Origin of the sequence: Streptomyces sp. CA-181903 (assembly GCF_050937075.1) — a bacterium.
GTDB lineage: Bacteria > Actinomycetota > Actinomycetes > Streptomycetales > Streptomycetaceae > Streptomyces.
The window spans coordinates 6,481,991-6,502,712 of sequence record NZ_JBNJLY010000001.1; the positions used below are offsets into that span (position 1 = coordinate 6,481,991).

General features: G+C 74.5%; 17 protein-coding genes and 3 pseudogenes. 19 read left to right on the forward strand and 1 reads right to left on the reverse strand.

What is annotated here, in order from left to right:
• Window positions 1-85: 85 nt before the first annotated feature.
• The 10 genes and pseudogenes from ACQEVS_RS28775 (at window position 86) to ACQEVS_RS28820 (ending at window position 13,560) form a co-directional block, all read left to right on the forward strand.
• Entirely contained in the window at window positions 86-1,237 is a 1,152-nt protein-coding gene (locus tag ACQEVS_RS28775) for an NAD(P)/FAD-dependent oxidoreductase (RefSeq protein WP_433025135.1), read from the forward strand.
• 596 nt (window positions 1,238-1,833) lie between these two features.
• Window positions 1,834-2,145, forward strand: coding sequence for a (2Fe-2S)-binding protein (locus ACQEVS_RS28780; protein WP_433025138.1), 312 nt, complete (start codon window positions 1,834-1,836; stop codon window positions 2,143-2,145).
• The gene (locus ACQEVS_RS28785) at window positions 2,126-3,667 is read left to right on the forward strand and encodes an FAD-dependent oxidoreductase (protein ID WP_433025141.1); all 1,542 of its coding nucleotides are present in this window, start codon (window positions 2,126-2,128) and stop codon (window positions 3,665-3,667) included. The genes ACQEVS_RS28780 and ACQEVS_RS28785 overlap by 20 nt, the downstream gene beginning before the upstream one ends.
• An 85-nt stretch (window positions 3,668-3,752) precedes the next feature.
• Window positions 3,753-4,673 carry a dihydrodipicolinate synthase family protein gene (locus ACQEVS_RS28790; RefSeq protein WP_433025144.1) on the forward strand — a complete coding sequence of 307 codons (921 nt, stop codon included), beginning with the start codon at window positions 3,753-3,755 and terminating at the stop codon, window positions 4,671-4,673.
• Between the two features lie 26 nt (window positions 4,674-4,699).
• Window positions 4,700-5,704, forward strand: a complete 1,005-nt coding sequence (locus ACQEVS_RS28795; RefSeq protein WP_433025147.1) for a proline racemase family protein — start codon at window positions 4,700-4,702, stop codon at window positions 5,702-5,704.
• Window positions 5,705-5,744: 40 nt separating this feature from the next.
• A pseudogene (locus ACQEVS_RS28800) lies at window positions 5,745-7,100 on the forward strand (aldehyde dehydrogenase family protein); the annotation flags it as partial.
• 64 nt (window positions 7,101-7,164) lie between these two features.
• Window positions 7,165-7,890, forward strand: a complete 726-nt coding sequence (locus ACQEVS_RS28805; RefSeq protein WP_433025151.1) for a GntR family transcriptional regulator — start codon at window positions 7,165-7,167, stop codon at window positions 7,888-7,890.
• 290 nt (window positions 7,891-8,180) lie between these two features.
• On the forward strand, window positions 8,181-9,110 hold the full coding sequence (locus ACQEVS_RS28810) for a DMT family transporter (protein ID WP_433025154.1): 930 nt from the start codon (window positions 8,181-8,183) through the stop codon (window positions 9,108-9,110).
• A gap of 419 nt (window positions 9,111-9,529) precedes the next feature.
• Window positions 9,530-11,185 (forward strand): APC family permease, encoded by a 1,656-nt coding sequence (locus ACQEVS_RS28815; protein WP_433025157.1) that lies wholly within the window; start codon window positions 9,530-9,532, stop codon window positions 11,183-11,185.
• 156 nt (window positions 11,186-11,341) lie between these two features.
• Window positions 11,342-13,560 (forward strand): annotated as a pseudogene (locus ACQEVS_RS28820) (NADP-dependent isocitrate dehydrogenase).
• A 58-nt stretch (window positions 13,561-13,618) separates the two neighbouring features.
• On the opposite strand, the pseudogene ACQEVS_RS28825 reads toward ACQEVS_RS28820, so the two are convergent.
• Window positions 13,619-13,879: pseudogene (locus ACQEVS_RS28825) on the reverse strand (DciA family protein); the annotation flags it as partial.
• 290 nt (window positions 13,880-14,169) lie between these two features.
• Between ACQEVS_RS28825 and ACQEVS_RS28830 the strand changes: the two are divergent.
• The 9 genes from ACQEVS_RS28830 to ACQEVS_RS28870 all read left to right on the forward strand — a co-directional run bounded on the left by ACQEVS_RS28830 (window position 14,170) and on the right by ACQEVS_RS28870 (window position 20,720).
• Window positions 14,170-14,433, forward strand: coding sequence for a hypothetical protein (locus ACQEVS_RS28830; RefSeq protein ID WP_433025160.1), 264 nt, complete (start codon window positions 14,170-14,172; stop codon window positions 14,431-14,433).
• Between the two features lie 127 nt (window positions 14,434-14,560).
• Entirely contained in the window at window positions 14,561-14,728 is a 168-nt protein-coding gene (locus tag ACQEVS_RS28835) for a hypothetical protein (protein ID WP_433025163.1), read from the forward strand.
• A 13-nt stretch (window positions 14,729-14,741) separates the two neighbouring features.
• The gene (locus tag ACQEVS_RS28840; RefSeq protein ID WP_433025166.1) at window positions 14,742-15,263 is read left to right on the forward strand and encodes a hypothetical protein; all 522 of its coding nucleotides are present in this window, start codon (window positions 14,742-14,744) and stop codon (window positions 15,261-15,263) included.
• Between the two features lie 58 nt (window positions 15,264-15,321).
• On the forward strand, window positions 15,322-15,930 hold the full coding sequence (locus tag ACQEVS_RS28845) for a peptidase dimerization domain-containing protein (protein ID WP_433025169.1): 609 nt from the start codon (window positions 15,322-15,324) through the stop codon (window positions 15,928-15,930).
• A gap of 137 nt (window positions 15,931-16,067) precedes the next feature.
• A complete protein-coding gene (locus ACQEVS_RS28850; RefSeq protein WP_433025172.1) occupies window positions 16,068-16,235 on the forward strand; it encodes a hypothetical protein in 168 nt (55 codons plus the stop codon).
• 85 nt (window positions 16,236-16,320) lie between these two features.
• On the forward strand, window positions 16,321-18,069 hold the full coding sequence (locus ACQEVS_RS28855) for an asparagine synthase-related protein (RefSeq protein ID WP_433025175.1): 1,749 nt from the start codon (window positions 16,321-16,323) through the stop codon (window positions 18,067-18,069).
• A complete protein-coding gene (locus ACQEVS_RS28860) occupies window positions 18,063-18,353 on the forward strand; it encodes a hypothetical protein (RefSeq protein WP_433025178.1) in 291 nt (96 codons plus the stop codon). Before ACQEVS_RS28855 ends, ACQEVS_RS28860 begins: the two co-directional genes overlap by 7 nt.
• Entirely contained in the window at window positions 18,350-18,766 is a 417-nt protein-coding gene (locus tag ACQEVS_RS28865; RefSeq protein WP_433025181.1) for a lasso peptide biosynthesis B2 protein, read from the forward strand. Before ACQEVS_RS28860 ends, ACQEVS_RS28865 begins: the two co-directional genes overlap by 4 nt.
• Window positions 18,767-19,004: 238 nt before the next feature.
• Window positions 19,005-20,720, forward strand: a complete 1,716-nt coding sequence (locus ACQEVS_RS28870) for an ATP-binding cassette domain-containing protein (protein ID WP_433025185.1) — start codon at window positions 19,005-19,007, stop codon at window positions 20,718-20,720.
• The last annotated feature ends 2 nt before the right edge of the window (window positions 20,721-20,722 follow it).

Below are 20,722 nucleotides of genomic sequence, written 5' to 3' on the forward strand. Positions count from 1 at the left end.
CGCCCCGGAGCGGGTGGCATGCCTCGTCGCGGCCGTTCTTGAACGACCCTTGGCAGGGACTGTGCAATGTGAAATATTACCGCGCATGTCTCCCCGTGACTCCTCGGACGTCGTCGTGGTCGGCGCGGGCGTGGTCGGCGCGGCCTGCGCCCTCTACGCCGCCCGCGCCGGCCTGTCCGTCACCGTGATCGACCGCGGACCCGTCGCGGGCGGCACGACCGGCGCCGGCGAGGGCAACCTCCTCGTCTCCGACAAGGAACCGGGCCCCGAGCTCGAACTCGCGCTGTTCTCCACGGCGTTGTGGCGGGAGCTCGCCGACGAGCTCCCCGCGGGCGTCGAGTACGAGGCCAAGGGCGGCCTGGTCGTCGCCTCCCGGCCCGCCGGGGCCGCCGCGCTGCGGGCGTTCGCCGCCCGCCAGGCCGCGGCGGGCGTGACCGCCGCCGACGTACCGGCGGACGCGCTGCGCGACCTCGAACCCCACCTCGCCCCCGGCCTCGCCGGCGGCGTCCACTACCCGCAGGACGCGCAGGTCCAGCCCGCCCTCGCCGCCGCCCACCTGCTGCGCGCCTCAGGTGCCCGGGTGCGTACCGGCGAGCCGGTCACCGCCGTCCTCACCGGCCCCGGCGGCGAGGTGCGCGGCGTCCGGACGCCCGCCGGCACCGTCCACGCGCCGTACGTCGTCAACGCCGCCGGCACCTGGGGCGGCGACGTGGCCCGGCTGGCCGGGACGCACCTGCCCGTCCTGCCGCGCCGCGGCTTCGTCCTCGTCACCGAACCGCTGCCGCGCGTCGTCCGGCACAAGGTGTACGCGGCGGACTACGTCACCGACGTCGCCAGCGGTTCGGCCGCGCTCCAGACCTCGGCGGTGGTCGAAGGAACCCCGGCGGGCCCGGTCCTCATCGGCGCCAGCCGGGAGCGGGTCGGCTTCGACCGCACCCTGTCCACCGAGGCGCTGCGCCGCCTCGCGGCCGGGGCCACCACCCTGTTCCCGGTGCTCCGCACGGTGCGCGCGACGCGGACGTACGCCGGCTTCCGCCCGTACCTTCCCGACCACCTCCCCGCGATCGGCCGCGACCCCCGCGTCCCCGGCCTGCTGCACGCCTGCGGCCACGAGGGCGCGGGCATCGGACTCGCCCCGGCCACCGGCGTGTTGACCGCCGCCCTGCTGACGGGCGACCGGCCCCCGGTCGACCCGACGCCGTTCGCGCCGGGCCGGTTCGCGGGGGTGGCGGCGTGAGGGCGGGGGAGGGGGCGGTTCCGCTGCGGGTGCCCCGGTCGGCTGTGCCGCGTCGCTCGCTCCGCCGGTGTGCGCGTTCGCGGTCGGCGGCTTCGCGGGGTGCGGTGCGTGCCGACGCGGGGGCGCCGGGTGGTGGTTCCGTGGCCGCTCCGTGCGTGGGGCGCGCCGACCCGGTCTTCCCCCGCCGCAGGTACATGCCCTGCCGGGTCGCGGCGTTGCCGGATGCGCAGCCGTGCGCGAGCGTGGCGACTTCGCGGTCGGCCCCACCGCGTCGACGCGCCCGGCCCGCCGGCACCCCGTCAACACCGGGGCGCGCGCGTCGGCTCAGCGTCGGGCCGGGCGTACCGCCTTGGCACCGGCCCGCCCGTACCGCCTCAGTGCCCGGCCGGGCGCGCCCGATCGGTTCGCGCTGGCGAGAGCGTCGTCGCCCGGATCGCCGTCGGGTGGACGCGTCGGGAAGGCGCCCGCGTCACCGCACCCAAGCCACCGCGCCCAAGCCCCCGCGCCCAAGCCCCCGCGCCCAAAGTCACCGCGCCCAAAGTCCCCGCACCGTGAACCACCGCACCGCCGGCCGTCCCACCGAAAGGAGCCCCGCCATGCCGCGCCGCCGCGCTCCCGGCCTCCCGCCCGACGCCGCCGCGTTCGAGATCAGCTTCGACGGGCGTCCCGTCCGCGCCCTGCCCGGGCAGACGATCGCCGCCGCGCTGTGGGGCGCCGGCGTGCTCGCCTGGCGGACGACGCGCGGAGGCGGCCGGCCGCGCGGCGCGTTCTGCGGTATCGGGCAGTGCTTCGACTGCCTCGCCACCGTCAACGGGGAGCCCAACCGCCGGGCCTGCCTGTTGCCGGCCCGGCCCGGGGACGTCGTCACCACGCAGGAAGGACACGGCCGTGCCGGACTCGCCGTCTGAGCCCCGGGCGCCGCGCGAGGGGTACGACCTCGCGGTGATCGGCGCGGGACCCGCCGGGACGGCCGGTGCCGTCGCCGCGTCCCGGCTGGGGCTGTCCGTCGCACTCCTCGACGCCGCCGAGCGGCCTGGCGGGCAGTATTTCCGTTCCCCCGCACCGGAGTTGGCCGAACCCAGGCGGCGGCGGCCGGGGGCGCTCCCTGGCCGGTCCGCCTTCGCCGCCCTGTGCGCCCGGCCGGCGGCGAGCCGCGTCGACCACCTCGCCGCACACCACGTCTGGGCCGTGACCAGGGAGGACGGTGGCGCGTGGAGCGTCCATGCCGTCACCGGGCCGGACGGCGACGGCGGCGAGCCGGTCCGCGTCCGGGCCCGCGCGGTGCTGCTGGCGACCGGCTCCCAGGAACGCCAACTCCCCTTCCCCGGCTGGACGCTGCCCGGCGTCGTGGGCGCGGGTGGCGCGCAGGCGATGCTCAAGTCCGGGCTGGTCCTGCCCGGGAGGCGGATCGTCGTCGCGGGCAGCGGGCCGCTGCTGCTCGCCGTCGCCTCGTCGCTGGCCGCCGCGGGGGCGCGGGTCCCGGCCGTCGTCGAGGCGGCCGGCTACCTCGGTTACGCCCGGCGCCCGCGCGCCCTCGCCGTCAACCCGCACAAGGCCCTCGAAGCGGCCCTCCATGGCTCGGCGTTGCTCCGCCACCGGGTGGCGGTACGCACCCGGAGCGCGGTCACCCGGGTGCACGGCACCGACCGCGTGGAGGCCGTCACCGTCACCCGTCTCGACCGCGACTGGCGGCCCGTCCCCGGCACCGGCCGCCGGATCGCCTGCGACGCGCTCGCCGTCGGCCACGGCCTGGAGCCGCGCACCGAACTAGCCACCGGCCTCGGCTGCGCCACCCGGCGCACCCCGGGCGGCACTCACGCCCTCCTCGTGGACGGCCTCCAGGAGACCAGCGTCCCCGGCCTCTGGGCGGCGGGGGAGGCCGTAGGGGTCGGCGGCTGGCAACTCGCTTGGGCGGAAGGTGAACTGGCGGGCATCGCGGCGGCCCTCCGGCTCTCCGGCCGGACCGGTACCGTCCCGGCCGAGCGTCTGCGTGCCCTGCGCCGCCGCCGCGACCGGCTGCGTTCTTTCGCCGACGCGATGGCCGCCGCCCACGCGCCGGGGGAGGGCTGGACGGACTGGCTCACCGACGACACGGAGGTGTGCCGCTGCGAGGAGGTGACCGCGGGCCGCGTCCGCGAAGCGGTCGCCGGCCTCGGCGCCCATGACGCACGGACCGTCAAACTCTTCACCCGCGCGGGGATGGGCTGGTGCCAGGGCCGCGTCTGCGGCACCGCCGTGACCTGCCTCGCGGCAGCTGCCGGCGGCGGTACGGCGCAGGGGACCGTACCGCCGCCGGCCCCGGTCCGCCGGCCGTTCGCCGTCCCCGTACCGCTGGGGGCGCTGGTCGCGCTCGACGAACCGGAGCGCCGCGACCCCGCCGCGTCCGCCGAGCGGGACATCCCCGCCCCGCGCCCACCCGCCGAGGGCTGATCCGCCAACCGGCGCCGGGCGCCGCCCTCTTGTGGGCGCCCCCAGCCCCCCAGTAAAATGTCACACGCCACAGAAGGGTATCGGCATGACCGCCACCTCCTGGAACACCACCCACCCCTGGCGCGGCATCATGGTCGCCACCGCGCTCCCGTTCCGCGACGTCCTGGCGGACGGCCTGACGATCGATCACGACACGTACGCCGCCCACATCCGCCGCCTCCTCGACGGCGGATGCGACGGCGTCGTCCCCAACGGCTCGCTCGGCGAGTACCAGACGCTCACCGACGACGAGCGGGCGCGCGTCGTGCGGACCGCCGTCGAGGCGGCCGGGGACGGGGCCCGGGTGATGCCTGGGGTATCAGCGTACGGCGCGGGCGAGGCGCGGCGGTGGGCGGAGCAGGCGGCCGAGGCCGGCTGCGGGTCCGTGCTGCTGCTGCCGCCGAACGGCTACCGCGCCGACGAGCGCGCCGTCCGCGCCCACTACGCGGAGGTCGCCCGGGCCGGGCTGCCGGTCGTCGCGTACAACAACCCCGTCGACACCAAGGTCGACCTGACCCCGGAACTGCTGGCCGCTCTCCACCGCGACGGGTCGATCGTCGCCGTCAAGGAGTTCTCCGGCGACGTCCGGCGGGCCTACGAGATCGCCGAACTCGCGCCCGGGCTCGACCTGCTCGTCGGCGCCGACGACGTCCTGCTGGAGCTGGCCACCGCCGGCGCGGTCGGCTGGGTCGCCGGGTACCCCAACGCGTTCCCCGCCTCCTGCGCCGCCCTCTACCGGGCCGCCGTCGACGGCGACCTCGGCACCGCCCTGCCGCTCTACCGCTCGCTGCACCCGCTGCTGCGCTGGGACTCCCGGACGGAGTTCGTGCAGGCCATCAAGGTGTCCATGGACGTCGTCGGGTTCCACGGCGGTCCCAGCCGGCCGCCGCGGCTCCCGCTCGCCCCGGAGACCGACGCCCTGGTGCGCGCCGCCACCGAGAAGGCCGTCGCCGACGGGCACCACTGACCCCCCACCCGCGCGAAAGGACGTCCGTGCGCACCCGCCACGTCTTCCACGCCGTCGACTCGCACACCGAGGGCATGCCCACCCGCGTCATTACTGGCGGCGTCGGGGTGATCCCCGGCGCCACCATGGCCGACCGGCGGCGGCACTTCATGGACCACCTGGACCACCTCCGCACCCTCCTGATGTACGAGCCGCGCGGCCACGCCTCGATGAGCGGCGCGATCCTCCAGCCCCCGACCCGCCCCGACGCCGACTACGGCGTCCTCTACATCGAGGTCTCCGGCGTCCTGCCGATGTGCGGCCACGGCACCATCGGCGTCGCCACCGTCCTCGTCGAGACGGGCATGGTCCCGGTCACCGAACCCGTCACCACCGTCCGCCTCGACACCCCGGCCGGCCTCGTCACCGTCGACGTGCGGGTGGAGGACGGCGCGGCGAAGGCGGTCACGTTCACCAACGTGCCGTCGTTCTGCGTCGCCCTGGACCGGAAGGCCGACGTCCCGGGGTACGGCACGGTGACGTACGACCTCGCCTTCGGCGGCAACTTCTACGCCTTCGCCGAACTCGACGCTCTCGGGGTGCCGTTCGACCGCGCCCGCAAGGACGAGCTGCTGGCGGCCGGACTCGCCCTCATGGACGCCGTGAACGCCTCGCCGGACCGGCCCGTCCACCCCGAACACCCCGAGATCGGCGGGCTCAAGCACGTCTACCTGGCCGCGCCCGGCTCGGACGCGCACCACTCGCGGCACGCGATGGCCATCCACCCCGGCTGGTTCGACCGCTCGCCCTGCGGCACCGGGACCTCCGCCCGCATGGCCCAGCTGCACGCCCGCGGCGCCCTCCCGCTCGGCCGCGACTTCGTCAACGAATCCTTCATCGGCACCCGGTTCACCGGCCGGCTGGTCGCGGAGACCGAGGTCGGCGGGGTGCCGGCCGTCGTCCCCGCCATCACCGGACGCGCCTGGATCACCGGCACCGCCCAGTACTTCCTCGACCCGGACGACCCCTTCCCCGGAGGCTTCCTCCTATGACTCCCGCCCCGGCCTCCCCCACTCCTCCGCTGTTTACTCCTCCGCCAACCCGGCCGACCCGGCCGACGTCCTCACCGAGTTCACCGCTCCCGGCCCGCGCGCCGCCGCCGACGCCGTCCGGCGGGCCCGCGCCGCGCAGCCGGGCTGGCGGGGCGCCGGAGCCGCCGCCCGCTCGGCCGCCCTCTCGGCGGTCGCGTCGGCGATCGAGGACGCCGCCGCCGAACTGGCTTCCCTGGCCGTACGGGAGGTGGGCAAGCCCGTCGCCGAGGCCCGCGCGGAGGTGGCCCGTACGGTCGCGATCTGGCGGTACTACGCCCAGGCCCCCTACGAGTCCACGGGTGCCGTCCACGAACCGGCGGGCGGGCAGGGGCTGTTGTTGACCCGTCGTCGCCCGCACGGCGTCGCGGGCCTCGTCACGCCGTGGAACTTTCCGTTCGCCATCCCGAGCTGGAAGGCCGCGCCCGCCCTCGCGGCCGGCAACACCGCCGTCCTCAAACCGGCGCCCGAGGCCACCGTCTGCGCCCTGCGCCTCGCCGAGATCGTCCGACAGGCCGTCCCGGACGGGGTGTTCGCCGTCGTCCCCGGCGGCGCGGAGGAGGGTGCCGCCGTGCTCGACGCGGCCGACGCGGTCTCCTTCACCGGCTCGACGGCCGTCGGCACCCGCGTCGTCGCCGCGGCGACCGCCCGCGGTGTCCCCGTCCAGGCCGAGACGGGCGGGCTGAACGCCGCGATCGTCCTGCCCGACGCCGACATCGGACGGGCCGCCGCGCACATCGCCGCCGCCGTCGCCGGCTACGCGGGGCAGAAGTGCACCGCCACCAGCCGCATCATCGCCGTGGGCGCCGCCCTCGACCCCCTCCGCGAGGCCCTCGCCGAGGCGGTGCGCGCCCTCCCGGCCGGCGACCCGGCCGATCCTGCGACGGTCTGCGGGCCCGTCATCTCCGCGCGGGCCCGCGACCGGGCGGCCGAGGCGGCGGACGGGGCGTCCGTCCTCGCCGCGGGGCCCGCGCCCGAGGGGCCCGGGTGGTACGCGGCCCCGACGCTGGTCGAGAAGGTGCCGGCGGGACACCGGCTGCTCACCGAGGAGGTGTTCGGCCCGATCGCGGCCCTGCTGCCCGCCGCCGACCTCGCCGAGGCCGTACGGATCACCGACTCCGTCCCCTACGGGCTGGTCACCTCCGTGCACACGGCGGACCTGGACGCCGCCCTGCACGGACTCGACGCGCTCCGCACCGGTATGGTCCGCGTCAACGCCCCCACCACCGGCGTGGACTTCCACCTCCCCTTCGGCGGCACCGGGGCCTCCGGCCACGGACCGCGCGAACAGGGCCGCGCCGCCCTGGAGTTCTACACCGCCGAGCGCACGTACACGCTGCTGCCCCACACTGCGGAGTGACCCGGAAAGGCAATGTGACATTGTACGCTGGTGGTCCAGTCCATCGGGGCGCGAAAGGGACACCATGGGCCACCTCAAGCAGCGCAATCTCATCACCGCCCGGGAGCGCTTGCGCGACCAGGTCGCCCACGCCCTGCGCGCCGCGCTGATCTCCGGTGAACTGCGCCCCGGCGAGGTCTACTCCGCGCCCGGCCTCGCCGAGGACTTCGGCGTCTCCGCGACGCCCGTCCGCGAGGCCATGCTCGACCTGGCCCGGGAGGGGCTGGTCGAGCCCGTCCGCAACAAGGGCTTCCGGGTCACCGAGGTCGACGAGCGCGACCTCGACCAGTACACCGAGATCCGCACGCTGATCGAGGTGCCCATGGTCGGCCGGATCACCCGGACCGCCTCCCGCGCGGACCTGGAGGCGCTCCGCCCGGTCGCCGAGGAGATCGTGCGCGCCGCCCGCGAGCACGACCTCATCGGCTACCTGGAGGCCGACCGGCGGTTCCACCTCACGCTCCTCGGCCTCTCCGGCAACGAGCGCCTGGTCGAGACCGTCGGCGACCTCCGCAAGCGCTCCCGCCTCTACGGCCTCACCGCCCTCGACGAGCGCGACGAGCTCATCCCCTCCGCCGAGGAGCACGTCGAACTCCTCGACCTGATGCTCGCCGGGGACGCGGAGGCCGCCGAGGCGTGCATGGCCCGGCACCTCGGCCACGTCCGCTCCCTCTGGGCCGCGAACGCGGCGGCACACGCGGCGGCCGCGGAGCGGCCCGCACTCCGGAAGACGGCCGCCGCGCGCCGCTGACGCGGCGGCGTTCGCGTGGTGCGGCCGCCGGTACGCGGTGATCGCCCGCCGCCGGTGTGGCCGTCCCCGCGCGGCGCCCGTGTAGCAGCCCTGCCCGGGGCAGAAGCCGTCGCACAGGCGCCGCTGTCACCGGTGTCGTCACCCGTCGCTTCCGTCGCCGGGCGTCGCCGTCCGTCGCCGGGCGGGTGGCGGACGGGTGACGGGCGTCCGTGGACGGCCCCGCTGCCGGGATCGGGCCGGCGCCGCTGACACCTGAGAGGTCCGACGGCGGGGACGGGAGGTGCGGAGTCATGGGTGGCCTGGTTCCCGCGCTGGTCGCGTTGCTCGCGGCCGGAGGCAACGCCCTCGGGACGGTGCTCCAGCGGATCGCCGCGCGGACCGTACCCGAGGGGGACGCGTTCAGCGTGCGGTTGGTGCGGCACCTGGTGCGAAGCCCGGCGTGGCTGGGCGGCATCGCCGTGATCGTCGGCGCGGCGGCCTGTCAGGCGCTGGCCCTGACCCTGGGCTCGCTGTCGCTGGTCCAGCCCATCCTGGTCACCGAGCTTCCCTTCACCCTGCTCATCGCCTGCGCCTTCGCCCGGCGGCGGCTGCCGGCCGCGGGGTGGGCGGCGTCGCTGATGGTCGCGGCCGGGCTCGGGCTGGGGCTGGCCGCGGCGGCCCCGGGCGGGGGCGGCGACACGGCCCCCGGCGCCCGGTGGGCCGGCACCCTCGCCGGCGCGGGGGCGGCCGCGGCGCTCTGCGCGGCGACGGCCCTGACCCGGCCGCGCGGCCCGGCGCGCGCCGCGCTGTTCGCCTCGGCGTCGGCGATCGCGTACGCCCTGACCGCCACCCTCATGAAGGCGGCCACCGGCGCCTTCGACGACCACGGCGCCCGGGCCTTCTTCACCACCTGGCAGACGTACGCCTTCGTGGCCGCCGGTGCCTGCGCCCTGTTCCTGCTGGCCAACGCCATGGAGTCCGGGCCGCTGGTGGCCTCCCAGCCCGCGCTCACGCTGGGCGAGGCGCTGGTCAGCCTGGCGCTGGGGAGCGTCGTCTACGGCGAGCGGGTGCGGACGGGGTGGTGGCTCGTGCCGGAGGGCGTCGGGGTGGCGCTCGTCACCTGGGGGATCCTGCTGCTGCCCGGCGCCGACCCGGAGGGCGGGGAGCCGCCGGGGCCGGAGCGGTCGCGTCCGGAGCCGTCGCGCCCGGAGCGGGAGGGCCCGGAGGGGGAGGGCCCGTGAGCCGGGCGGCCGGGAGCCGGTCGGGAGGGGAGCGGTGGGCAGCCGGCGGAAGGCAGTCGGGAGGCAGTCGGGAGGGGAGCGGTGGGCGGCTGACGGACGCGGGCTGATCAGCGGTGACACCGAAGGTCGTATCGAAGGCCGTACCGAATGGCGTACCGAAGGCCATGCCGAGACCTGGCCGGCCGTCTCACCGGGAGCCCAGTGACATCCGTGACAGCCGTTTCAACGGGTTGTCGTACTATGTCCGACGTCGCTCTGTACGTCCTCGGCCGTCTCGCCGCCACATCCGTGTGTCCGCTCCCGGGGGCCGTCGCGGCTTCGAAGACCCCGCGAACAGCCTGAGAAGCGGGGAAAGCGCGGAAAGTCCCGGCCGTCCCAGGCCACGCCCTGGCGGCACCGGCAGAACGGAAGAACATCACGTGGATGTGAGCGCGGCCAATCGGAAGGGCCTCAGCCTCTTCGCCCTGATCATGATCGGCCTGGGGTCCATCTTCGGCTCCGGCTGGCTCTTCGGCGCCGGCCAGGCGGCTCAGGTCGCCGGGCCCGCCGCGCTGGTCGCCTGGGTCATCGGCGCGATCTTCATCGGCATGATCGCGATGTCGTACGCCGAGGTCGGCGCGGCCTACCCGCTGCCCGGCGCCATGGCCCGGTTCGGTTCCATCTCGCACGGCCCGGTGCTCGGCTTCGTCACCGGCTGGGCGGTGTGGATCGCGACGGCCTCGCTGATCCCGATCGAGTCCATCGCCGGCACCCAGTACATGGCGTCCTGGAACTTCGGCTGGGCCCGCGGCCTGGTCACGGACGGCCACCTGTCGACCACCGGCATCGGCATGGCCCTGCTCCTGACGGTCGCCCTGTGGCTGGCCTGCTACTGGTCCGTCGCCCTGCTGGCCCGCGCGAACAACCTGCTGACGCTGGTGAAGTTCGCCATCCCGATCATCGCGATCGCCGCGCTCATCGCCTCCGGCTTCCACACCGGCAACTTCACGGCCCACGGCGGCTTCGCCCCCAACGGCTGGTCCGCGGTGCTCACCGCCGTCTCCGCCTCCGGCGTCGTCTTCGCCTTCAACGGCTTCCAGGCCGTCGTCAACCTCGGCGGCAACGCCAAGAACCCGGGCCGGGCCATCCCGCTCGCCCTCGTCGGCGCGCTCTCCCTCGGCCTGGTCATCTACCTGGCCCTCCAGGTCGCCTTCCTCGGCTCGGTCCCGCCGGAGCGGCTCGCGGAGGCCGGCGGCTGGCACGGCGTGAACTTCGCCTCGCCCTTCGCCGACCTCGCCAAGCTGCTGATGCTGCACTGGGTCGTCACCCTGCTCCAGTTCGGCGCGTTCATCTCGCCGTCCGGCGCCAACATCGGCAACGTCGCCTCGTCCGCGTACCTGGCGCAGAACCTCGCCGAGACCGGCTTCTTCCCCAAGAAGATCGCCGAGGTGCACCCGCGGTACGGCGTCGCCCGCCCCGCCATGTGGCTCAACCTGGCCTTCTCCGTCCTCCTGCTGCTCACCATCGGGCACAGCTGGGAGGCCCTGGCCAGCGTCGTCTCCGCCGCGATGGTCGTCTCGTACCTGATGGGCCCGATCGCCGTCGGCGTCTTCCGGAAGACCAAGCCCGAACTGCCGCGCCCGTTCCGGCTGCCCGCCGCCGCCGTGCTGTGCCCGCTGACGTTCGCGTTCGCCGCCTGCGCCCTGTACTGGTCCAAGTGGCCCAACACCGGCAAGGTCGCCCTGCTCACCCTGGTCTCGCTGCCCATCGCCGCGGTCGTGCTGCGCCGCAAGGGCGAGCGGAACCTGGCCAAGCAGTTCGCCCCCGCCTGGTGGATGGCCGCCTTCCTGCTCTGGACCGGCCTGATCTCCGCGCTCGGCAGCCCCGAGTTCGGCGGCCACGGGGTGATCCCCGGCGGCCTCGACACCGCGCTGGTCGGCGTCTCCGCCCTCGGCTTCTACTTCTGGGCCGTCCGCGCCGGCGTCCGCGCCCACCAGGACGGACTGCCCGGCCCCGACCCCGTACTCGGAGAGGACGGACGCGACACCTCCGAGGCCACGCCCGTCCCCGAGCCGTCGGCGGCGGCCGTCTCCTGACGCCCGTCCGTCCGCCCACGTCACAGGACCCGCCGTTCCTCGCCCGGAGCGGCGGGTCCTGTGACGTAATCGGAGGGGCAGGGCCCTGTGAGCGAGGCGGCCCGTTCGGGATATCTTGATGTCGAGCAATGTTGCAAACGTGGAGCGGAGCACCCGGTGACTGACTCGACCATCATCTATACACACACCGACGAGGCGCCGGCGCTGGCGACGCACTCGTTCCTGCCCGTGGTCAAGGCGTACGCCTCGACGGCCGGCGTCACCGTGGAGAGCCGCGACATCTCCCTGGCCGGCCGCATCATCGCCAGCTTCCCCGAGTACCTGGACGAGAGCCGGCGCATCCCCGACGCCCTCGCCGAGCTCGGCGCGCTGGCCAAGACGCCCGGCGCCAACATCATCAAGCTGCCGAACATCTCGGCGTCCATCCCGCAGCTCAAGGCCGCCGTCGCCGAGCTCCAGGAGCAGGGCTACACCCTGCCGGACTACCCGGACGACCCGAAGACCGACGAGGAGCGCGAGATCCGCGCCCGCTACGACAAGGTCAAGGGCAGCGCCGTCAACCCGGTCCTGCGCGAGGGCAACTCCGACCGCCGCGCCCCCGCGTCGGTCAAGAACTACGCCAAGACCCACCCGCACCGCATGGGCGCCTGGAGCTCCGACTCCAAGACGAACGTCGCCACCATGGGCGTCGACGACTTCCGGTCCACCGAGAAGTCCGCCGTCATCACCGAGGACGGCACCCTCCGCATCGAGCTCTCCGGCGACGACGGCACCACCACCGTCCTCCGCGAGTCGGTGCCGGTGCTCGCCGGCGAGGTCGTCGACGCGTCCGTGATGCGCGTGGCCGCGCTCCGCGAGTTCCTCACCGCGCAGGTCGCCCGCGCCAAGGCCGAGGGCGTGCTGTTCTCCGTGCACCTCAAGGCCACCATGATGAAGGTCTCCGACCCCATCGTCTTCGGCCACGTCGTCCGCGCCTTCTTCCCGAAGACCTTCGCCGAGCACGGCGAGGCGCTGGCCGCCGCCGGCCTGTCCCCCAACGACGGCCTCGGCGGCATCTACAAGGGCCTGGAGGCGCTGCCCGAGGGCGCCAAGATCAAGGAGTCCTTCGACGCCGAGCTCGCCGAGGGCCCGGCCCTCGCGATGGTCGACTCCGACCGCGGCATCACCAACCTGCACGTCCCCAGCGACGTCATCGTCGACGCCTCCATGCCGGCCATGATCCGCACCTCCGGCCACATGTGGGGCCCGGACGGCCAGGAGGCCGACACCCTCGCCGTCCTCCCGGACAGCAGCTACGCCGGCGTCTACCAGGCCGTCATCGAGGACTGCCGCGCCCACGGCGCGTTCGACCCGTCGACCATGGGCTCCGTCCCCAACGTCGGCCTGATGGCGCAGAAGGCCGAGGAGTACGGCAGCCACGACAAGACCTTTGAGGTCCCCGTCACCGGCACCGTGCGCGTCCTCGACGCCGCCGGGAACGTCGTCCTGGAGCAGGCCGTCGGCGCCGGCGACATCTTCCGCATGTGCCAGACCAAGGACGCCCCCATCAAGGACTGGGTCAAGCTGGCCGTCACCCGCGCCCGCGCGACCGGCGACCCGGCCGTCTTCTGGCTCGACGAGAACCGCGCCCACGACGCCCAGCTCATCGAGAAGGTCAAGGCGTACCTGCCCGAGCACGACACCGAGGGCCTGGACATCCGCATCCTCGCCCCGTCGAGGCCACCAAGCTCTCCCTGGAGCGCATCCGCCGCGGCGAGAACACCATCTCCGTCACCGGCAACGTGCTGCGCGACTACCTCACCGACCTCTTCCCCATCCTGGAGCTGGGCACCAGCGCCAAGATGCTGTCGGTCGTCCCGCTGATGAACGGCGGCGGCCTCTTCGAGACCGGCGCCGGCGGCTCCGCGCCCAAGCACGTGCAGCAGCTCGTCAAGGAGAACTACCTGCGCTGGGACTCGCTCGGCGAGTTCTTCGCCCTCGTGCCCTCCTTCGAGCACTATGCGAAGACCACCGGCAACGCCCGCGCGCAGATCCTCGCCGACACGCTCGACCGCGCCACCGCGACCTTCCTCGAGGAGGACAAGTCCCCGAGCCGTCGCCTCGGCGGCATCGACAACCGCGGCAGCCACTTCTACCTCGCCATGTACTGGGCGCGTGAGCTCGCCGCCCAGACGGACGACGCGGAGCTGGCCGGCGCGTTCGCCAGGCTCGCCAAGACGCTGACCGAGGCGGAGTCGACGATCGTCGAGGAGCTCGCCGCCGTGCAGGGCAAGCCTGTCGAGATCGGTGGCTACTACCAGCCCGACGCCGAGAAGGCCGCCGCCGTGATGCGGCCGTCCGCGACGTTCAACCAGGCGCTTTCGCTGCTCGGCTGATCGCTGTCGCTTGTACCCCGGCCCGGTGGGCGGCTTCGTGCCGCTTGCCGGGCCAGCGCTACTCCAGCAGCGTTTCGCCATCCTGCCTGGTCAAAGGGATCGTCGGGAGCGTAGTGGTCTGATCGACGGCGGTGGCCGCAACTGAGGCTGCCGACCGGGGCATGCCGTGCGGCAGGATGCGCAGCGCCCGGACGACGGCCCGGCCGACCGAGGCGTTGGTGGCCTTGACAATGCGGGCCTGCTCCAGGCGTGTCTTCGTGGCCCAGGCCGCCGAGTCCGGGCGCACGGTGAGCCGGCCGGAGCCGGCGTCGTAGCCGACGGCCGCGACGTGTCGGCCGGATCGAAACCGTCTGTAGGCGGGAAGGCTGCGTTGTGTCGGAGGGCAGGAGGGGGGCGGTCGTCATGGCCTCATCCGGTAGCGAGGATTCGACGCTCAAGCGGGCGCGGCTCGGGCGGAACATGACGTTGGAGGAGGCGGCTGACGCCTTGAATGCGATCACGGGCGGGGCGGCGGACGCGAGTCTGGTGAGTGCGTGGGAGTCGGGCCGGCGCCGTACGGGCAAGCGGAACCGCGCGGGTCTGTGTCAGCTGTATCGCGAGCGTCCGGAGGTGTTGTTCGCTCACCAGGACGGGGTGGCCACCAGCGTGTTGGAGGCCTCGGGCACGGCCGTGGTGGTCAAGATCCTCACCCGCTGGACCGACCTCGTCGAGGCGATGGTCGAGGTCGTCGCCGAAGCGCGCGAGCAGTTGGTCGTCACCGGGTCCCGCTCGCGGGAAAAGGCGTATCTGGCGGCGATCGAGACGGCCGTGGCCCAGCAGCCGGAGCTGGTCCACTACCGCGTGCTGTACGCCCTCCGCGGCACCGGGCGCTGACCGACCACCTGTTGCGGCTGCTGGAGCTGCGCGATCCGTCCGCGCGTCGCCACGGCATCAAGACGCTGCACATCGGCATGGTGGAGCAAGCCGCGGCGCCGGAACGGTTCTTCGTCGCCTCCGAGCGGTGGTGCCGCTGCCGTCGTTCCACGGGGCGGAGGGCTTCGACTGCGGTGTCCTGCTCGGTCGCGAGGCGGCGGTGGGGTTGGTTCACCATGGGCGGGAGGCGTGCGCGTCGGCGCGGCCGGTGGAGACGGCCGACGCCGTCCGCGCGCTGCCGGTATGGCAGGACTAGGGGCGGGAGAAACATGACCGGGAACGTGGCGCAGGCAGCCCAGGCCCGCACGGCATCCGTTGTCGAACTCGCCCAGGAGTTGATCCGTCGTCCGAGCCGGGCGGGGATCGACGTCTACGGGCCGGTACTGGCGGTGCTGGAGGGCTGGCTCGCCGCCCGGCGCCTGCCGCACCGTCGTCTGCATGATGCGGCGGGCGACGTCGTGGGGCTGCTGGTGGAGATTGGCGGCGGGCGGCCCGGATCGTGGTGGACGCTGGACGCGTGCGTGGACACCGCCCCCTACGGCGACGAGACGGCGTGGTCGTTCCCGCCGGCCTGCGGTGATGTCGTGGACGGCTGGCTGCGCGGCCGGGGCGCGGCGGACTCCAAGCTCGCCGCCGCGATGTTCTGCCACATCGCCGCCGACCTCGCCCCCGGGCCGCCGACCTCGCCGGCGGGCTCGCCGTGCTGTTGGACGTGGATGAGCACACCGGCGGCTTCGGTGGCGCCCGCGCCTACCTCGCCGACCCGCACGCGGCCCGCCCCGCCGGGGTGATGATCGGCTACCCGGGCATGGAAGAGATCGTGGTCGGGGCCGGGGCCTGTGGCGGGCCGTGATCACCGTGCACGCCCCGTCCGGGCACTCCGGCTCCCGCAAGAGCGTGGTCGGCGCGATCTCCCGCGCCGCCCACCTCGTACGCCTTCTGGACGGCGCCGAACTGCCGGGCGGGGATGGCGGCTCGAGGTTTCCGCTGCCGCCGAAGGTGTCGGTGACCGCCTTCCACGGCGGCGAGGGCTTCTCCGTCACCCCCGACCGAGTCGACATCAACGTCGACGTCCGCACCACCCCCGGCTTCGACGCGCACGACGCCGAGATGCTCGTCCGCAAGGCCGTCGCCGAGCTCGACGCCGAGCTGCCCGGCCCGGCGCCGACCGAGGTGACGCCGGTCGCCGCGTGGCCACCGTTCCGCCTCGCCGAGGACGAACAGCCCGCCGCCGCTCTCCTCCACGCCGCCGCCGCGGCCGGGCTCACCGTGCGGACGAAGACCGCGGGCCCCTCGAACATCGGCAACCTCCTCGCCGGGGAAGGCATCGCGGCCACGGCCGGCTTCGGGGTGCCCTACGAAGGGCTGCACGGCATCGACGAACGCGCTCACCTCGCCGAACTCCCCACGGTGTATGCCGTCTACCAGCGGGCCGTCCTCGATCTCCTCGCAGGCTGACGTCCCAATCGCGTCCCACCTTCCTCCCAGATCCACTCCCAGTAAGTCCCCACCTTCGTCTCTGGGAACGGGCCTCCGGTCGCGGTGACATAGAGGCAGCACCACCTGAGCATCCATCGAGACACGGGAGGCCGATCATGGCCGAGCAGAGCATCGTCACCACCCAGCACGCCGTCGAGGACGCCGCTGCGGTGCCGAGCAACGGCGGCTTCACCCCGCAGGTCAGCACCCACCCGGTGACGGCCCTGACCCTGGGCCGCCAGAACGCGAACGACGCGGACAAGTCGAACTACTTCGAGAACTGAAGGGTTTCGGGCAGCACCGCATCACCCCGGGGGCCGGCCGCATGGCGGTCGGCCCCCGGGCGCGTCCAGCAGGGGAGGCGAACAGGTGACTCGGGAGTGGATCACCGGCGGCACCGCCGCCGTGAACGGAACGGGGATCGAAGGGCTCGCCGATGTGTGCCGGGCCCCGGCCGCGCGGGTGCGCGCGGCCGGTGACGGTGTGGCCGCGGTCGCGGTCGTGGGCGACTGCCCGGCCGGCCAGCAGGAGTTGAGCGCCGCGTTGCCGGCCGTGCGGGCGGGGCGGTGGGCGAAGCTGACGCGGTGGCCGGGCTCGTACTGGGTGATCGCGACCGGCGGGCGGCAGCAGTTCGTGTGCGGCGACCTCGCCGGGATCCGCACCGTCTACTACACGCCCGGCGAGCACAGGACGGCGTGGGCCGGCGAGCCGGGCCTGCTCGGGCGACCGCTGGTGCCGGACCCGCTCGTGCTGACGGCCCGGCTCGCGGCGGGCGATCAGTGGCCGCACCGCAGCCCCTACGAGCAGGTCCGGCAGGTGCCCGGCGGGTTCGGGCTGCTGCTCGTCTCCGGGGCGCCGCCGCAGCTCGTCGACCTCGGGGACATCGAGCCAGTGGAGGAACTGCGCGACGGCGCCGAGCGGTTCGGCCGCGCGCTCACCACTGCCGTCCGGCACCGCATCCGCGCCGCCGACGAAGTGGCGGGGGCGGACCTGTCCGGCGGGCTGGACTCCTCCACGGCCCTCGTGCTCGCCGCCGACGCCGGGGCCGGGGCCGTGCATGCGGTGACGTACACCGACGGCTATACCAGCGGGGAGGACATGGCCTTCGCCGTCCGTGTCGCCGAGCACACCGGCGTCCGGCACACGGTCGCCGCCGGAGGCGACGCGCAGCTGCCGTTCGGCTTTCGCACCGGGCAACCGACCGGGACCGAGCCGGTGCTGGAGGCGGCGATGTACGCGATGGACAGCGCCTACCTGTACCCCGTCCGAGGGCTGGGGTTGCACTTGACCGGCCACGGCGGGGACGTCGTGCTCGACTCTTCGGCGGCCTGCTGGGTCCGCCTCCTCCAAGACGGCCGCCGCCGCGAGGCCCACCGCCAGGTCGTCGCGTTCGCCCGGCTGCGCAACACCGCCCCCGGCCCCTACTGGAAAGCCCTCAAGCAGGCCGCCGCCCTCGGCCGGGCCGGCACCCTCGAACGCGCCGCCGCGGCCCTGGAACACGGGCCCGTCCTCCCCGGAGCCGCCATGGGCGGCTGGTCGTGGTGCCACCTGGGCGCGGGTGCGTCCTGGCTCACGGCCGAGGGGCGACACCAAGTGGCCGCGCTGCTGCGGCAGGCCGCCGGCGACCGGCAGCCGCAGGAAGCGGACACCTTCGACCAGTGGGCCGCCCTGCGCTCGGTCGGTGCCTCCGCCCGCGGCTGGGCCCCGTACGCTGACGCCCTCGGCGTGCAGCCGGTCTACCCCTACCTGGACAACGAGGTCGTCCGGGCCGCGTTCGCCGTCCCCGCGCTCGCCCGGCGCGGGCTGGTGACGTACAAGCCGCTGCTGCGGGCCGCACTGCCCCAGCTGCCCGGCTGGCTGACCTCTCGCCGCTCCAAGGGGTCGTTCACCGCCCAGCGCATCGCCGGACTCGCCCGCCACCGGGATCTGCTGGAGGAGCTGATCGCGACGAGTCCGCTCGCGGCCGGCGGACTCATCGACCCCGCTGCGGTCCGCGCGGCGCTCGCGCAGGCGGCCAGGGGCCAGAGCGCCAGGGTGATCGCCGACCTGCACCAGCTGATCGTGACGTGCTGGTGGCTCACCGGCCAGACGGCCGGCAGGGAGGTGACGGCGTGCTGACCCCCGCACCCCACGTCCACCACGCCGCCGGCCCGCACGGCACGGCGGTCCTCGACGTCCGGCGCGGGAGGTGGCTCATGCTCGATGCGGACGCCGCGAAGATCTGGCACGCCGTCACCGTCCGCGGCGACACGGCCGGGCTCGCCGACGAGATCGCCGTCCCTGCAGGGCAGGACCCGTTGGCGGTCGCGGAGCAGATCGCCGTGTTCGTGAGCGGGCTCCTGGCCGCCGGGGTCCTCATCGAGACCACCCGCCCGGCCCGGCGCAGGCGGTGGTGGCGATGACGGTCATGGTCCCCACCGCCCGGCCCACCACCCCGGCCGGCGACCGGCTGGTGGCAGCCGCCGCGCTCGCTCTGTCCCTGGCGATGAGCCGGTGGCCGCTGCGCCGGCAGATCACCGCCGTGCGGTTGTCGCGCGGCCTGCCCTTCGCGCGTCGTGACCGCCTCGAAGCCCTCTACTCGGCGGTGCTGTCGGTGATGCCTTCCTGGTGGCCGGGCCGGATCGCCTGCATGGAGACCAGTCTCGCCACCGTCCTCGCGACCGCCCTCACCGGCCATCAGGCCCGGTGGGTGCTCGGTGCCCGCTTCCTCCCCGACGCCGCGCACGCCTGGGCCGAGGTCCCCGGCGGCGCGGTCGGCCGGGACGCCGGCGACGCCGTCGACCGGCCGTGGATGCCCGTCCTCGCCGTGCCGTAGGAAGCGCCCGGCTTGCCGTGGTCCGGGGCCGGTCGCCGCCTGGCCGCCCCAGATCACGGCATCACTCGAATGGGTGGATGTGGAGCGGCGGGGCCGACGTCCGGTTCGAAAGACCTGGGCCGACGGACGTGGTGCGGAACAATCCCGTTGCCCGGACCGCGGGGCCGGCGCCCTGATGGTGCTCGTGAGTTCTTCCCCTACCTCGCCGCCCATCGCCGGCGCAGGCCAGCCACCCGTGATGCGTCTGGCCTCCGACCGGCACTTCGAGGCCGGCGCCACCCTGTCCACACTCGCGATAGCCCGTCGGCTCCCGCGCACCCTTGCCGAGGCGGCCCGGCTCGGCTGGCGCACCGACCACCGCGCCGTCCTGGTCCTGCTCGCCTGTCAGGTCGGCGCCGCCGCGCTCACCGCAACTGCGCTCGCGGCCACCACCCGCGTGCTGGCCGCCCTCTTCACCGGCGCTGACATCGCCGCCGGGCTGCGCGAGAACCTGACCGCCCTGATCGTCCTCACCGTCGCCGCCTGCGGCCGCTACCTGTGCGACGCCGGCGCCCGCGCGGCCGCGGCCCGGCTCGCGCCGAAGGCCGTACGCGAAGCCGACCTGAGAGTCATCACCGCGGCGACCGCCGCCGAGCTGGTCGCCTACGAGGACCCCGACTTCGAAGACGCCCACGCCGCCGCCTCCGACGACGCGGAGAAGGCCGGCGACCTCATCCTCGACGCCCAACTGCTGACCTCCGCCGCCGCGCAGATGACCGCCGCCGCGACCGTCGTCACCGTCTTCCACCCGCTGATGCTGCCCCTGCTGCTCCTCTCCGTCGTGCCGTGCGCCTGGGGCGCCGTACGAGGGGCGCGGATCGAACACGCCGCCCACCACCGCAACCTCGGCGACTCCCGACTGCGCAGCGTCTTCCGCTCCTACACCACCGAGCGCAGCACCGCCGACGAGGTTCGCGCCGGCACCATGGCCGACTTCCTGATCCGCCAGTACCAGATCGTCTCCGGCCGCCTGGAGGCCGAACAACTCAAAGCCACTCACCAGGCTTTGGTGGTCCAAGGGATCGGGGACGCGCTCGCCGCCGTGGGCACCGCCGCCACCTGGGGCGCGCTTGCGGCTCTGGTGGCCACCGGCCGCATGGAGCTCGCGGTCGCGTCCACCGCGGTCCTCGCGGTGCGGACCTCCGGGGCCGCGCTCACCACGACGGTGCGGGCCGGGGCCCGACTGTTCCGCACCTCGCTGTCCCTGGACGACTGGGCGCGGTTCCTCACGGTGGCCAAGGCGTGGACGACCCGCCGCGGCACGGCCGCCGTCGCGAAGGACGGGCCGCAGGTCATCACGGCCGAGGGTGTCTGCTTCACCTACCCCGGCGCCGATACCCCAGCCCTCGCCGGTATCAACCTGGAACTCAAGCGCGGCGAAGTCATCGCTCTGGTCGGTGAGAACGGCGCCGGCAAAAGCACCCTCGCCCGCATCCTGACCGGCCTCTACCTCCCCACCAGCGGATCGGTCCGGTGGGACGGCATCGATCTGGCGGACGCCGACCCGGACAGCGTTCTCGCCCAGGTCGCGCTCGTCCCGCAGGACTACACCCGCTGGCCGCTGGCCGCCCGCGAAAACATCACCCTCGGCCAACCCCGCCCCGAAGGCGACACCGCCGTACACGCCGCCGCCGAGGCCGCCGGCGCCGACAGCGTCATCGCCGCCCTGCCCCACGGCCTGGACACGTCACTGGCCCGCTCCTGGTGGGGCGGACACGACCTCTCCGGCGGACAGTGGCAGCGCATCGCCGTCGCCCGCGCCTTCCACCGCGACGCCCCCGTCCTCGTGATGGACGAGCCGACCGCCGCGCTCGATGCCCGCGCCGAACACCGCATCTACACCCGCCTCAAGACCCTCGTCCCGTTGACTGAACTAACTATGACGTTTTCGCAGGTCAGAGGACCTTTCTGCTAGCT

Excerpts from the sequence above, each read along its gene's own strand:
- ACQEVS_RS28775 (WP_433025135.1), top strand. The coding sequence starts at position 86 with ATGTCTCCCCGTGACTCCTCGGACGTCGTCGTGGTCGGCGCGGGCGTG.
- ACQEVS_RS28780 (WP_433025138.1), top strand. The coding sequence starts at position 1,834 with ATGCCGCGCCGCCGCGCTCCCGGCCTCCCGCCCGACGCCGCCGCGTTC.
- ACQEVS_RS28790 (WP_433025144.1), top strand. The coding sequence starts at position 3,753 with ATGACCGCCACCTCCTGGAACACCACCCACCCCTGGCGCGGCATCATG.
- ACQEVS_RS28805 (WP_433025151.1), top strand. The coding sequence starts at position 7,165 with ATGGGCCACCTCAAGCAGCGCAATCTCATCACCGCCCGGGAGCGCTTG.
- ACQEVS_RS28810 (WP_433025154.1), top strand. The coding sequence starts at position 8,181 with ATGGGTGGCCTGGTTCCCGCGCTGGTCGCGTTGCTCGCGGCCGGAGGC.
- ACQEVS_RS28840 (WP_433025166.1), top strand. The coding sequence starts at position 14,742 with ATGACCGGGAACGTGGCGCAGGCAGCCCAGGCCCGCACGGCATCCGTT.
- ACQEVS_RS28850 (WP_433025172.1), top strand. The coding sequence starts at position 16,068 with ATGGCCGAGCAGAGCATCGTCACCACCCAGCACGCCGTCGAGGACGCC.
- ACQEVS_RS28865 (WP_433025181.1), top strand. The coding sequence starts at position 18,350 with ATGACGGTCATGGTCCCCACCGCCCGGCCCACCACCCCGGCCGGCGAC.
- ACQEVS_RS28870 (WP_433025185.1), top strand. The coding sequence starts at position 19,005 with ATGCGTCTGGCCTCCGACCGGCACTTCGAGGCCGGCGCCACCCTGTCC.